The organism is Bacillus sp. mrc49 (assembly GCF_002803435.1).
In genome coordinates this window covers 600,028-614,088 of record NZ_PHNG01000800.1, presented here as the reverse complement: position 1 = coordinate 614,088, position 14,061 = coordinate 600,028, and the positions used below count along the sequence as shown (strand labels likewise).

Below are 14,061 nucleotides of genomic sequence, written 5' to 3'. Positions count from 1 at the left end.
AAGCATATGCCTTGGATACGGCATTCCTCTTGCCAACCTTTTTTCCTAAGTGGATAATTTGGCGCAAAGAGGAATTATATCTTTAAAGGAATACACTTGTCCACTGAATTTTACATCACATCACCCAAATAAAAAAGTTTCATGTTCCATCCATTTTCTTCTTGGGAAGTAATTGTGCTCGTTACCATGATACCATACTTCCAGGAACATAAAGAAACTCGGCGAATGCCGAGTCGGTCTATATTGCGTTTTCTTCCGGATGCAGGCACAAAAGGCCATTCCATCCCATTTACCTCTACGCTTGGGGCGTTTCTTTGAAATCACAGTCCATACACTGGACCTGCACACCTTTTTTGAGCTTTTTCTCAACAAGTGTGCCCTCACATTTCGGACAACTACGAGGAAGGGGCTTATCCCAAGAAATGAAGTCGCATCCAGGGTAAGTATCACAACCGTAAAATATGCGGCGTTTTTTACTCTTCCTTTCAATGATGTTCCCTTCTTTACATTTCGGGCATTTCACACCAATCTCTTTCACGATTGGTTTGGTGTTACGGCAATCCGGGAAATTACTGCATGCCATGAACTTCCCGTAGCGCCCCATTTTAAAGACCATTTCATGGCCGCATTCCGTACAATCTTCTCCAGCGGGCTCATCTTTGATCTCGATTTTCTCCATTTCGACTTCGGCTTTAGCCAAATGAACCGCAAACTCTTTATAAAATTCATCGATGACCTTAATCCATTCGATGCTGCCTTCTTCGACGCTATCGAATTCCTGCTCCATCTTGGCCGTGAACTCGGCATCAAGAATATCAGGGAAGAATTCACGTATCAATTCAAGGACAATCTCACCAAGCTCTGTCGGGATGAATCGTTTATTGTCCAAGGTAACATAGCCCCGTTTTTGAATCGTATCCAAGGTAGGTGCATATGTAGAAGGTCGGCCTATACCAAGTTCTTCTAAGGTTTTGACAAGCCTCGCTTCCGTATAGCGGGGCGGCGGCTGTGTGAAATGCTGTTTCGGCTCTACATCTTTCGAAAAGAGTTGATCGCCTTTCTTTACATCCGGAAGGGAATTTTCCTTTTCTTCCACAGAGTCATCGGAACCTTCCACATATACCTTCATGAAACCAGGAAACTTGATTTTGGATCCATTGGCCCTGAAGATTACATCGCCATTATGAAGGTCAATGCTCATTGTGTCCATGACCGCCGATGACATTTGGCTCGAAACGAACCGTTCCCAGATCAATTTATATAGACGAAATTGATCTCTGGATAAATACTCCTTGACGATATTAGGTTCACGTAATGTGCTGGTTGGCCGAACTGCTTCATGCGCGTCCTGTGCATTGGTCTGCTTTTTCTCTTTGCGCTGTTCAACCTGTACATAATCCTTCCCATAACTATTTTGGATGAAGGTATGTGCTTCCTGTTTAGCGATATCGGAAATCCGGGTCGAGTCCGTTCTCATATAAGTGATTAATCCGACTGTCCCTTCCTTTCCAAGCTCGATTCCTTCGTAAAGCTGCTGGGCAAGCATCATCGTTTTCTTTGCACGGAAATTCAATTTACGTGCCGCCTCTTGTTGCAGGGAAGACGTCGTAAAAGGTGCTGCCGGATTACGTTTTCTTTCCTTTTTAGCCACGGCCCCGATAGTGAATTCACTGCCTTTTAAAGAAGCGAGTACTTTTTTGACGTCCTCTTCGTTGTTTAATTCTTTACGCTCTCCGCCGATACTGAAAAAGGAACCTTCAAACTGTTCTTTTCCTTTCACGAAATCCGCCTTGATTGTCCAATACTCTTCCGGGTTGAAATCTTTGATTTCTTTCTCCCGGTCGATGATCATCCTTACAGCGACCGATTGGACCCGTCCAGCACTTAGGCCTTTTTTTACTTTTTTCCATAACAGCGGGCTAATATTGTAGCCGACCAAGCGATCCAAGATCCTTCTTGCCTGTTGTGCATCAACCAATTTCATGTTGATCGGCCTCGGCGATTTAAATGATTCTTTGATCGCTTCTTTCGTGATTTCATTGAAAACCACGCGGCAGTCGGAGTTGATGTCCACATCTAGACTGTGAGCCAAATGCCAGGCAATGGCTTCACCTTCTCTGTCGGGGTCAGCTGCGAGATATATTTTTTTCGCTTTTTTTGCAGCGGTTTTCAATTCTTTTAAAACCGGGCCTTTGCCACGGATCGTTATATATTTAGGTTCATATTCATGTTCAACATCGACACCCATTTGACTTTTAGGCAAATCACGCACATGCCCCATGGAAGCCTTTACTTTATATTTTTTTCCCAAGTAGCGTTCTATCGTTTTCGCCTTCGCAGGCGATTCCACAATCACTAAGTATTCTGACATCCAATAAATCCTCCTCAAAGAGGTAATATAAATCTTCACTATTATTAATCATACAAAAATCATTTGTCAACACCCCATTACTTTTCAAAGCATGTTGACTTACATATTCCTAACCATTTTAGCGATAGCATTCCATTTGCAAAACTTATAACAGTTTTACAATATTTTCAACCCTTTTGTCTAATATTTCAACCCATTCGGCTAAAAATCGCCTTTTTTTACTAATTCCCTGGCTGATTTTCCGTCTATCTTCTATATTATATTGCGAAAAAACTCTTCCTCGATCTGCTTGGAATTCAAAACAAGTTTGGCTCCATCGGAAATCAATTGATTGGTCCCGATTGATTCTGGACTCGTTACATTTCCTGGAAGTGCAAACACCTCACGCCCCTGCTCCAAAGCCGTTTGTGCCGTTATTAGGGAACCGCTTTTTTCTTTTGCCTCCACAACGAACACTCCTTGTGATAATCCGCTGATGATACGGTTCCTTAGCGGGAACATCCATGGTTCCGCTCTCATTTCCGGTGGAGTCTCGGAAATGAGCACCCCTTTATCCATGATTCGCTCTGCAAGGGGAATGTTGGACTTTGGGTATATTTGCATAAGCCCTCCTCCCAAGATTCCAATTGTATCCCCGCCAGCATCTAACGTGATTTCATGCGCCCTTGAATCGATTCCCGCCGCAACACCACTGATGATGACGTATTTTTTCTTAACGAGCGGTAATAAAATCGTTTTTAAGGCCTCCAGTCCGTACGAGGTCGGCTTACGCGTCCCAACAACACCTAGCGTATTACTCCTGCTTAAGAGCTTCTTATCGCCTTTATAATAAAGAACCCAAGGGGGATCGAATATTTGCTTCAATAAAAAAGGATAATCTTCATCAAGGATCGTTACCCAATGAATTTGGCTATCTTCATATCTCCTGAGCTTTTCAATGGTATTGAGAGAATGTAAATCTTTGAGAAAGAGGTTAAGTTTATTGGAAGGGATAGGGAGCAATTTTACCCATTCATTGCGTTTGGTAGTAAAGAGGGAAGAAAGGGATGGATCATTGGACATGATTGTTCGGATCGTTTTCCATCCTGCACCGCGGCAATGATGGAGGTGGATTAACTTTTCTATTCGATTCAACGGAAGCACCCCTAGTCATTTATTTTTAAAGAGGTTGATCGTGGCGGAAGCCGGATTGAATGTGAATTCCCGGAAAAATGAGAGGGAAATAAAGGCCGACCCAAAAAACAGGTCGGCCAGCATGGATCAATGTGTTTTACAAGGTTCGTATATGCCTTTTTCTTTCAGGACGGAAATCAATGTTTCGCCCATCACGGATGGAGTCTCGGCAACTTTAATTCCACATTCGTTCATAACGCGGATTTTCTCGTCAGCAGTGCCTTTTCCTCCAGAAATGATTGCACCTGCGTGTCCCATACGTTTACCGGCAGGAGCCGTACGGCCGCCAATGAAACCAACAACAGGCTTTGTCATATTTTCTTTCACCCAGAGAGCTGCTTCTTCCTCTGCCGTGCCTCCGATCTCTCCGATCATGATCACTGCATGGGTTTCCGGGTCCTCGTTGAATGCTTTCAGCACATCAATGAAGTCCGTTCCGTTAACGGGATCTCCACCGATTCCGACAGCTGTCGATTGCCCGACGCCTTCTTGAGATAATTGATGAACGGCTTCATACGTCAAAGTTCCGGAACGGGAAACTACGCCTACATGGCCTTTTTTATGGATGTAGCCTGGCATGATACCGATTTTGCATTCTTCAGGGGTGATGACACCCGGGCAGTTCGGCCCGATCAAACGGGTCTTTTTGCCTTCCATATAACGCTTCACCTTGACCATATCCAGAACGGGAATATGTTCCGTAATGCAAATGACAAGATCAAGCTCTGCGTCAACTGCTTCCAAAATTGCATCTGCCGCAAATGGAGCAGGAACGTAGATTACCGATGCATTCGCTCCGGTTTCAGTGACAGCTTCGGAAACTGTATTGAATACAGGTACCCCTTCCGCTTCCGTTCCACCTTTACCCGGAGTGACTCCGCCAACGATCTTCGTGCCATATTCCAACATTTGTTTAGTGTGAAATAACGCTGTTGAACCAGTGATTCCCTGAACGATCACTTTCGTATCTTTATTAATAAAAACGCTCATTATGTTCCCCCCTGCCTATTATCCTACAAGTGATACTATTTTTTGTGCTCCATCTGCCATTGATTCAGCAGCCGTTATATTCAAACCTGACTCTTTTAAGATCTGTTTGCCAAGATCCACATTCGTTCCTTCAAGACGAACAACCAAAGGTACGTCCAGGCCAAGCTCTTTAGCAGCAGCTACGACGCCTGCCGCAATGATGTCACATTTCATGATTCCGCCGAAGATGTTAACGAAAATGCCCTTAACATTTTGATCGGACAGGATGATTTTGAAAGCCTCTTTTACTTTTTCCTCTGTGGCGCCGCCGCCAACATCAAGGAAGTTAGCCGGATCTCCCATATAATGCTTAATGATGTCCATCGTTGCCATAGCAAGCCCAGCACCATTAACCATGCATCCAATATTACCGTCAAGCGATATGTAACTAAGGCCATGTTTTGATGCTTCGATCTCTTTCGCATCCTCTTCATCCAAATCACGGAATTCCGCAATGTCCTTATGGCGGTAAATCGCATTATCATCGAAGTTCAATTTAGCATCAAGTGCCATGACATTTCCATCACCCGTAACGACTAACGGATTGATTTCAGCAATTGAACAATCTTTGTCAACGAAAGCTGTATATAAGTTCACCATAAGCTTGGAAGCTTTGTTTATAAGTTTGGCAGGGATATTGATATTGAAAGCGATCCTGCGCGCCTGGAAGCCCGTCAGGCCGACAACCGGATCGATCACTTCTTTGAAAATTTTCTCCGGTGTCTTTTCAGCCACTTCTTCAATTTCCGTTCCGCCTTCTTCAGAAGCCATCAAAACGACACTATTGGTAGCACGGTCCAAAACCAGACCGATGTAATATTCTTTCGAGATGTCGCAGCCTTCTTCAATAAGTAAACGCTTAACTTCCTTGCCTGCAGGACCAGTTTGATGGGTCACCAGCGTTTTACCAAGAATCTCTTGTGCATATGTACGCGCTTCGTCAAGGTTTTTCGCTACCTTAACTCCACCGGCTTTTCCGCGGCCGCCCGCATGAATTTGAGCTTTGACGACAACAACTTCCGTACCTAACTCCTTCGCTGCTTCCACTGCTTCATCAACAGTAAAGGCAACCCGGCCATTCGGAACGGATACCCCGTATTGTCGCAAAATCTCTTTCCCCTGATACTCATGGATATTCATTTCCCATCCTCCTTATCTACTAAAAAACAACTTTGAGATTTAATGCGTGTTTTCTCTTACATAGTACAACAAAATTCTGCTTCGTGCATAATTTTCTTTCGTTTTTTTTAAAAATCATTATAATAATATACTAATATAAAAAGGAATAAAAAGGTAATAATTTAATCTTCCTCTCGCTTTCCCTCTATTAAATTTTATTTAACCGGCTTTCCTAAACCTATTCCAGAAAAGGTAATTTATAGAATGGATTTAATAATAGAGCTTATTATGAAAGCCTTTTCCATGATTTAAATCTAGTAAGTTATTTTTATAAATTATAGTTTTTTCTAAAAAAACAGTCTTTTCCAGCATTACCCTAATAAAAAAGCAAAAAGGAAAAATTCTGGATTTTCCTTTTTGCTACTTATTAATTATGTTTTTAGTATAATTAAATTCTTTTGGCAATTTCCCTAAATTTCTACATAAACCAACATGAATCACCTAAAAAGTCTAATGGCTCACCCATTGTCCTTCATCTGCATATCCTTGTCCGCTTTATAAATGAAGGCAAATACCTCCGCTACCGCAGCATACAATTCTTCAGGAATCGTCTGATTTATATCCAATTGACCTAAAAGCGCTGCAAGCGACTCATCACTTTGAACGGGAATATTCAGCTTCATCGCCTTTTCCAGAATATTTTCCGCCGTTTTTCCTTTTCCTTTCGCCAAGATCACAGGGGCAATCGATTTCTCTTGATCATATTTTAAGGCAATCGCTTCTTTTCGTTTTTCATTTTTCATATTCGAATATCCACTCCACTATAAGATCCTGTTTCTGAAAAAGGAACGAACTTCGGCCCTTTGCCGCCGATTCTTTCTTGCTTCGGGTTAACAAACGACACACCGGACAATCTGTAATCCATCTTCTCCAAATTCCCTCTCAGCAGATTTACATATCGATTGGCTGCCTCTTCCATGTGTGCCACTTGCTCATTGATGACCGTCACGTTGATGACCCGTTTTTGAACATGCATATCGATGACCGTTTCTTTTATGCCTTCTAGCTCTAAATAAAACAGGACCCGACAGAAATCGGGATCTATATTGCCATCTTTCGTTTTCCGTCCGCTCCATTGCAATGTTAAATCTGTTTGGGCATGCCCCAGATTAAGAGGAAGTGTAAGGAGCAGATTCTGCAATGGCCCATTTTCCTGTGAAAGGATCTGCTGCGCCGTGATCCGATTCAGGATCTGTTCAGCCAACTCCTTGATACTTGCTGGCAATTGTTCATTCAGCAGTTTTAACAGCAGCGGCTTTAGTGTCTCTATATCCTGCGGGTTTTCCTCCAAATTGGCGGCGGATTGGTTAATGAGTGCATGCTCCAGCTGAAGGCCGAGTAACTTCGTCAATTCTTTGAGCTGAAGTGCAACAGATGCACCATTTGTAAGATCGACGGCTTGGTATTCCGCTTCCATAACAGCAGCCAGAACCAATTTCTCATTATTCCTTAAGGACAGGGCACCAGGCTGCTGTGAATCCGACTGCAAGATCATCTCGGCTGCCTTGCCCTTCGCTTCAGCTACCTGCTGCTTATCCCCATTCAAATAAGCCAAGAGGTCATCCACTGCCATATTGGCACCTACCGCTTTTCTTCCTGATGCCACTTCAGTAAAAGCATCCACAAGCATATGAAAAGAAAGCGAAGATATCTTTTCAGAAGAAGTATTTTTCTTCTGAACCTGCTGGACTTCAGCTGGCATTTTTGCCCCTACCTGGTCAATATCGTTCATTAAGCGCTGTAATTTAATTTCGACCTTTTCAAGTTCCCCCAATGACCCATCCTTTGCCCTTGACAGCATTTGCAAGCCGTGGTGAAATTTATCGATCGCTGGATTGTCAGGAAATCCGGCCCTTGCCCGTGCTCCATCCATTAAATCGTTCAAAAAGAAAGCTTCCGTCAAACCCTTTGGAATGAATCCTGTCTTTTGGAGCAGTGAGAAAGCACCGGATTTCATTTCGGCTGTAGAATCGGGATCGAGCCAGCTAGTCACAAGTTGCTGCAAACCGGTTTGTTGAATTTGGCTCTTTCCTGCAATTTGCAACCTGTCCAATACGGCCATTAACTTGACGGTTGTTATCGTTTTCTCCCCCACCGCCTGTAACTGCTGCTGGAGGGAAGTGAGCTGTTTGTGGAAGGATCCTCCCTTGGCCTGTGCCAATAATGCATCAAAAACCTCTTTAACAATGGGAAATTGCTGAATAAACATCATTTTAAGGATGGGAAGACCAGCTTCAGGTGAATCAGCAGCTTTTAACCATTGCAAAGCGGACTGAAAGGTTTCCTTGGTTATAGGAAGACGATTTTTCAGGAAATATTCGGCAAGCTTGGCTGCAGCCGGGTCGGAATTCATGCCAAAGTGAGCGGTCAATTGTGCAACCGCTCCCTTTAAATTGGCATAATTCACATCCGGCAAATCCAGAGCCTTCAATACAAGCTTCCCTTCAATCGGCTGCTCTACTTGAAACCAATATCTCTCCCCTGTGCGAAGCGGGATATCGAGCGTCGCAATCATCTTTTGATCGCCAATCTGCACCTCGGCCATCCGGTTAGGAAATACCTTATTCACCTTCCCGAAAAGGATTTGCCCATTTTTCAGACTCGCAGCCCCTAGCGTTTCAACTGGTGAAGCTGCAGCTTGACCGCTTGTTATGGATTGCATCTCTCATCCTCCCTTAATCATTCATTCGTGCAGCAATTTCCTTGACAGGCGCAAAACTCCTCCTGTGCCATGGGGTTAGCCCGTGCTTGTCCAGTGCGTCCAAATGCTGGCTTGTCCCGTAGCCCATGTGCTTTTCGAAACCGTATTCCGGATATTTCTCCCCATACTCCTTCATCATCCGATCACGTGTCACTTTGGCTATAATGGAGGCGGCGGAGATGCTAATGCTTCTTGCATCCCCTTTTATGAGCGAAAGCTGCGGAATCGGGACATCCAGCTCCATCGCATCGATCAGCAAGTGATCCGGGAGGCCTGACAGGTCGTTGACAGCTGCAATCATGGCCTTTTTCGTAGCTTGATATATATTGATTTCATCGATTATATCGCTATGTACAACACCGACCCCAATGGACAGGGCTTCTTTATAAATCATCTCATAAAACAGTTCCCGTTTGGACTCCGGAATCTTTTTGGAATCATTAAGCCCTGGCAAATAGAAAGATTCAGGCAAGATGACTGCACTCGTCACAACCGGTCCTGCAAGCGGCCCCCTCCCCACTTCATCGATGCCAGCGAGAATGGAAAAACCCTGTGCTCGAAGTTGCCTTTCAAACTCCGTCATTTCCATGAATGCATTCTTTACCTGCTGCTCTTTTTCATACTTCCTTTGCCATTTGCTCACTAAGTCGGCGACTCCCTTTCTGCCGTCATCCAAGCATTCTTGCAAAAATAAATCTTCAGGATCGTTGATTGCTTTTAATTTTTCAGATATATCTTTTATACGCATTGAAGTTTTCATCATTCATCACCCATCATCTTCATTATCGGCCGTCTTGCTTCCCGCTTACAGCCCAAACAAAAATACGGAGCGGAAAAGAGACATCAAAAAACATCTTGATATCCAACTCCAGCTCCGTATCACCCATTTTTCGCTTACTGTTTTCAAAACTCAGCCAGCATTTTCAATCTCCACGCCAGATTATTCCGTAATGGTATCCTCTTCATAGTCCATGGGCACCTCAAACGTAAGGGGCCCCATCTTTTCCGAACGGATTTCACGTACGACCAACTCCGCGGTTTTATCATAATCAATGAACCCACCAGAAGCTAAACATCCCCTGAACTTTCCGACGGCATCAAAGAGTTCCAGCGTTTCTTGAGGAATTTCATCAAGGTTATAGCGTGATTTCATCCTATCAGGATATTCCTTTTCCAAGAAACGGAGCCCGTATAAGGAGACTTCATGCAAGTTTAGAATCGTATCCTTGATCGCTCCGGTTAACGCAAGCTTCAAGCCCACTTCCTGATCCTCGAATTTAGGCCAGAGGATTCCCGGCGTGTCAAGCAGCTCCATTTCCTTGCCGACCTTTATCCACTGCTGTGCTTTGGTTACACCGGGTGTATTCCCTGTTTTAGCAATGTTCTTTTTGGCGAGTCGATTGATTAACGTTGATTTCCCAACGTTCGGAATTCCCACGATCATCGCACGGATCGCTCGCGGCTTGATTCCCCTTGACTCCATCCGGTCATACTTCTCTTTTAAAAGTTTTTTTGCGGCAGCCGTGATCTGGTTCAATCCATTCCCTGCCTGCGAGTTAATCGCAATGGCCGTTTTCCCTTGTGACTTATAATAATCCAGCCACATGTTCGTTTTTGCCGGATCAGCCATATCCGCTTTATTCAAAAGGATGACCCTCGGTTTATGCTGTATGATCTCATCTATCATTGGATTTCTTGATGATGCCGGAAGACGGGCATCCACTAGTTCAAAAATGATGTCGATGAGTTTTAATTTTTCCGTTACTTCCCGTCTCGCTTTGGCCATATGGCCAGGGAACCACTGTATTGTCAATGGAATCAACCTTCCTACTATTCCGCCAATCGAAAGTCTTTGATTGGCCAATAAACTAATTTAGTTTTTCCTAACACTTTATCGTAAGGAACGACGCCTACGCTATCATAACGGCTGTCCTTGCTTAGCCGGCGATTATCCCCCAAGACGAACAGATGGCCCTTAGGAACCGTTTCCCGGCCAATGACCTCGCTTAATGTAAACGGCTCCGTCAAAGCACCGCCATCAATCAATTTCTTTTTATTTTCATCCAAGTATGGCTCAGCGTAAGCTTTTCCATTCACATAAAGTGTATCGTTTTTATATTCTACCTTTTCGCCTGGCAGTCCGATGACCCGCTTTATGTAATCCTTGCCCTCTGGAGCATGAAACACGATAATGTCGAATCTTTTCGGTTCACCGATCGAATAGGAGATTTTGTTAATGATCATGCGGTCCGTGTCCTTCAATGTCGGCATCATGGAATTACCGTCCACGACAATAGGTGCCAGGAGGAAATACCGAATCAGTGTCGCAGCTATGACCGCGATTATGACCGCCTTTGTCCATTCCCACAATTCATTTTTCTTTTTCGCCATCCTTACCCACCCTTTTAGAATGCATATCAACAACCATTTTAACATGTCGCGGAAGCTATAGCGAGCAGGATTCCAATTGGATTTTCAGCCACTTGGAGCATTCATGAGTTTCATCAAGTGCAAAAAGGGAGCCTGATGAACAAGCTCCCTTTTCGCATGATACTGTTTGGTTATTCACCTTATGTGGATCATGGTAAACCCGCATAGAGATATTCGAAGGATTAACGACGAATTTCTTTAATACGTGCTTTTTTACCACGAAGTTCGCGTAGGTAATAAAGTTTCGCACGACGTACTTTACCGTGACGGATAACTTCTAGTTTTGCAATTTTTGGTGTGTGAACAGGGAAAGCACGTTCAACTCCAACGCCGTAAGAGATCTTACGAACTGTGAAAGTTTCACTGACTCCGCCGCCACGACGTTTGATTACAACGCCTTCAAACAACTGGATACGTTCGCGAGTTCCTTCAATAACCTTTACGTGTACACGTACTGTGTCACCAGGTCTGAATGATGGAAGATCTGAGCGAAGTTGTTCTTTTGTAATTTCGTTAATAATGTTTTGCATCGTTTCCAACTCCTCCTGGACGCTCTTGCAAATACTGAATGTTTGCAGCGGAACATCGTTATAAGACTGAGCATTTCGCCCAAGTCACAAGGTATATCCTATCATATTCCAAACGTCGATGCAATAGGGATCAGTCTTCTTTTTGAATCTCGGACAATAATTTTTTCTCTAGATCCGAAAGTTCATAACTCTTGAGCAAATCGGGACGCCGCGTCCACGTTCTGCGCAGTGATTCCTTCATCCGCCATTCATCGATTTTTTTGTGATTTCCGGATATGAGCGGATCGGGCACTTTCATTCCCCGGAAATCTGCAGGTCTAGTATAATGGGGATGCTCTAACAAACCAGAAGAGTAGGAATCAAGGATCGGGGAGTCTACATTTCCTAAAACACCAGGCAGCAGGCGGACCACGCTGTCAATAATGACCATAGCGCCCAGTTCCCCGCCTGTAAGCACAAAGTCACCGATTGATATTTCATCCGTTACGACATGCTCACGAATGCGTTCATCATATCCTTCATAATGTCCACAAATGAAAATGAGATGTTCCTCTTTAGCAAGCTCTTCAGCTTTTTTCTGCGAATAACGCTCTCCCTGAGGACAAAGCAGGACCACCCGGGGGTTTTGTTCAGCTTGTCCTTTAAGAGCTTCCACGGCATCAAAAATCGGTTGTGCCTTCAACACCATCCCGGCACCTCCGCCATAAGGATAATCATCCACCGTCGAATGCTTATTATCGGCATAATCCCGGAAATTGGTCACCTTATAACTGACAGCCTGCTTTTCGGAAGCCTTTTTTAGAATCGACGAGCCGAACACGCCTTCGAACATTTCTGGAAAAAGCGAAAGTACATCGATTTTCATCAATCTAAAAGTCCTTCCATCGGCGTAATGATGACCTTTTTGGCGGTTATATCCACTTCTTTGACAATTTGAGCAATGTACGGTATCAAAATATCCTTGCTTCCGGCTTTCTTTATGACCCATACATCATTGGCACCTGGCGTCAGCACCTCAACGATTTCCCCTATTTCACTGCCCTCATCCGTAAATACCGCACAGCCGATGATTTCATGGAAGTAGAACTCGCCTTCGTCCAATGGACCAAGCTGTGCTTCCTTGACTTTCAGGACCCCGTTTTTAAAAGCCTCGACTTGACCCACGTTATAATAGTTCTCGAAAGTCAATAGGTTAAAGTTTTTATGGGTGCGGTGGGACCTGATGACAAGCGGCAATGGCTTTTTCTCCGTATCCCTGAACAAATACAGGGTATTCCCCACTTTGTAGCGTTTTTCCGGAAAGTCTGTTGAAGAAATGACCCGGACCTCTCCTAATAAACCATGGGTGTTGACAATTTTACCTACATTAAACCAGTTTTCCATTCTTTCACCTCTAACGAATTTCCGAGACGATTCCATCTTTAATGACAATGGTCTTCGTTGCCATTATTTCGTCCCAATCTGCCCCGATTTCCACATCAATGATACTTTGAACTTCCCGTTCCTTCAATTCGCTTCCGGCGGGAAGGATCTCCAGCTGTTCCATCTGAAATTCAAGCAGTTTAATTTTTTCCTGCCTCTGATTTATCTCTTTTTCGAAATGGGCACGGAGACTGGCAGGCTGGAGATTTCTTGTTTTTTCAAGCTTTTTCAGCTCAAATCGGAGTTGTTCACTCTCTTTTTGAAGCTGAAGGCGTTTTGATTTGTAATTCTCGAGGAGCTGACTCTTGCTGGATTCCGTTAATACTTGGTTAACGATTACATTTTGGAGAATTTTCATTCCAGCACCTCCTATTATCTAAGATTTCTTATTTACTTCAAAAAATATGTATGATGGGGTAATCTTTTTGAACAATGGGGGTCATTCCCTTAAGTATAACGTATATCGATAAAAGATGCGTCTTAAAAAGGCGTAAAGTTTAACTCCGGACCATTTTCAGAAGTGAGGGGAGCCGGTATTTCACTTTCTTGAAGTGCAAAAAAAGGAGGGGTATTAGCCCTCCTTATTCGGAAATCTCCAAATAGATTTTCTTCTGCTGTGAAGATCCTGCTGCATATACTACAGTCCGAATCGCCTTAGCAACACGCCCTTGCTTCCCGATGATCTTACCCATGTCCTCTTTATGAACGGAGAGGATATAGACAAGCCGGTCGGACTCTTCCTTGGAGGTCACAGTGACTTCTTCGGGAAAATCCACAAGTGCTGAAACAATCGTTTCAATTAATGCTTTCATCAACTACCGTCGATTACTTGCTGTTTTTTGCAACATGGAATTTTTCCATGATGCCTTGTGTTGAGAATAAGTTACGAACTGTATCAGATGGTTTAGCTCCATCTTGTAACCATTTAAGAGCAAGCTCTTCGTTGATGTCAACTTTAGCTGGTTGAGTCACCGGGTTATAAGTTCCTACCACTTCAATGTAACGTCCGTCACGTGGTGAACGGGAATCTGCAACTACAATACGATAGAAAGGAGATTTTTTAGCTCCCATACGTTTTAAGCGAATTTTTACTGCCATTTTAAATAAGCACCTCCGAATAGTTTCACACAAGATAGTATGATATCAAATGTCTTGTATGTTTGTAAAGGTTTTTTTCTTAACAGGCGAAAAAAGTGTTGAACTACATGGCTTCAGCCTGTATTTCC

15 protein-coding genes are annotated in these 14,061 nt (G+C 43.7%); all 15 read right to left on the bottom strand.

Annotated elements, in window-relative coordinates; genetic code table 11:
* Positions 1-295: 295 nt before the first annotated feature.
* The 15 genes from topA to rpsP all read right to left on the bottom strand — a co-directional run bounded on the left by topA (position 296) and on the right by rpsP (position 13,933).
* Positions 296-2,371 (bottom strand): type I DNA topoisomerase, encoded by a 2,076-nt coding sequence (gene topA, locus CVN76_RS29325; protein ID WP_061144609.1) that lies wholly within the window; start codon positions 2,369-2,371, stop codon positions 296-298.
* 252 nt (positions 2,372-2,623) lie between these two features.
* On the bottom strand, positions 2,624-3,505 hold the full coding sequence (gene dprA / locus CVN76_RS29320) for a DNA-processing protein DprA (RefSeq protein ID WP_442857612.1): 882 nt from the start codon (positions 3,503-3,505) through the stop codon (positions 2,624-2,626).
* Between the two features lie 126 nt (positions 3,506-3,631).
* Positions 3,632-4,534 (bottom strand): succinate--CoA ligase subunit alpha, encoded by a 903-nt coding sequence (gene sucD / locus CVN76_RS29315; RefSeq protein WP_100534091.1) that lies wholly within the window; start codon positions 4,532-4,534, stop codon positions 3,632-3,634.
* A gap of 18 nt (positions 4,535-4,552) precedes the next feature.
* The gene (gene sucC, locus CVN76_RS29310) at positions 4,553-5,713 is read right to left on the bottom strand and encodes an ADP-forming succinate--CoA ligase subunit beta (RefSeq protein ID WP_061144606.1); all 1,161 of its coding nucleotides are present in this window, start codon (positions 5,711-5,713) and stop codon (positions 4,553-4,555) included.
* A 497-nt stretch (positions 5,714-6,210) separates the two neighbouring features.
* Positions 6,211-6,495 carry an EscU/YscU/HrcU family type III secretion system export apparatus switch protein gene (locus CVN76_RS29305; protein WP_100534090.1) on the bottom strand — a complete coding sequence of 95 codons (285 nt, stop codon included), beginning with the start codon at positions 6,493-6,495 and terminating at the stop codon, positions 6,211-6,213.
* Entirely contained in the window at positions 6,492-8,414 is a 1,923-nt protein-coding gene (locus CVN76_RS29300) for a hypothetical protein (RefSeq protein ID WP_100534089.1), read from the bottom strand. Before CVN76_RS29300 ends, CVN76_RS29305 begins: the two co-directional genes overlap by 4 nt.
* 13 nt (positions 8,415-8,427) lie before the next feature.
* On the bottom strand, positions 8,428-9,213 hold the full coding sequence (locus CVN76_RS29295) for a ribonuclease HII (protein WP_100534088.1): 786 nt from the start codon (positions 9,211-9,213) through the stop codon (positions 8,428-8,430).
* Positions 9,214-9,393: 180 nt separating this feature from the next.
* Positions 9,394-10,266 carry a ribosome biogenesis GTPase YlqF gene (ylqF, locus tag CVN76_RS29290; RefSeq protein WP_100534087.1) on the bottom strand — a complete coding sequence of 291 codons (873 nt, stop codon included), beginning with the start codon at positions 10,264-10,266 and terminating at the stop codon, positions 9,394-9,396.
* Between the two features lie 17 nt (positions 10,267-10,283).
* A complete protein-coding gene (gene lepB, locus CVN76_RS29285; protein ID WP_100534086.1) occupies positions 10,284-10,844 on the bottom strand; it encodes a signal peptidase I in 561 nt (186 codons plus the stop codon).
* A 221-nt stretch (positions 10,845-11,065) separates the two neighbouring features.
* Positions 11,066-11,413, bottom strand: coding sequence for a 50S ribosomal protein L19 (rplS, locus tag CVN76_RS29280; protein WP_057913433.1), 348 nt, complete (start codon positions 11,411-11,413; stop codon positions 11,066-11,068).
* Between the two features lie 130 nt (positions 11,414-11,543).
* Positions 11,544-12,278: a tRNA (guanosine(37)-N1)-methyltransferase TrmD gene (gene trmD / locus CVN76_RS29275; RefSeq protein WP_100534235.1), complete on the bottom strand. Its 735-nt coding sequence runs from the start codon at positions 12,276-12,278 to the stop codon at positions 11,544-11,546.
* Positions 12,278-12,796 (bottom strand): ribosome maturation factor RimM, encoded by a 519-nt coding sequence (gene rimM / locus CVN76_RS29270; protein ID WP_100534085.1) that lies wholly within the window; start codon positions 12,794-12,796, stop codon positions 12,278-12,280. The genes trmD and rimM overlap by 1 nt, the downstream gene beginning before the upstream one ends.
* A 10-nt stretch (positions 12,797-12,806) precedes the next feature.
* Complete coding sequence (locus CVN76_RS29265) at positions 12,807-13,193, bottom strand: YlqD family protein (RefSeq protein ID WP_061144599.1); 387 nt, start codon at positions 13,191-13,193, stop codon at positions 12,807-12,809.
* 223 nt (positions 13,194-13,416) lie between these two features.
* Complete coding sequence (locus CVN76_RS29260; protein ID WP_100534084.1) at positions 13,417-13,647, bottom strand: KH domain-containing protein; 231 nt, start codon at positions 13,645-13,647, stop codon at positions 13,417-13,419.
* A 13-nt stretch (positions 13,648-13,660) separates the two neighbouring features.
* On the bottom strand, positions 13,661-13,933 hold the full coding sequence (rpsP, locus tag CVN76_RS29255) for a 30S ribosomal protein S16 (protein WP_053345299.1): 273 nt from the start codon (positions 13,931-13,933) through the stop codon (positions 13,661-13,663).
* Positions 13,934-14,061: the final 128 nt, after the last annotated feature.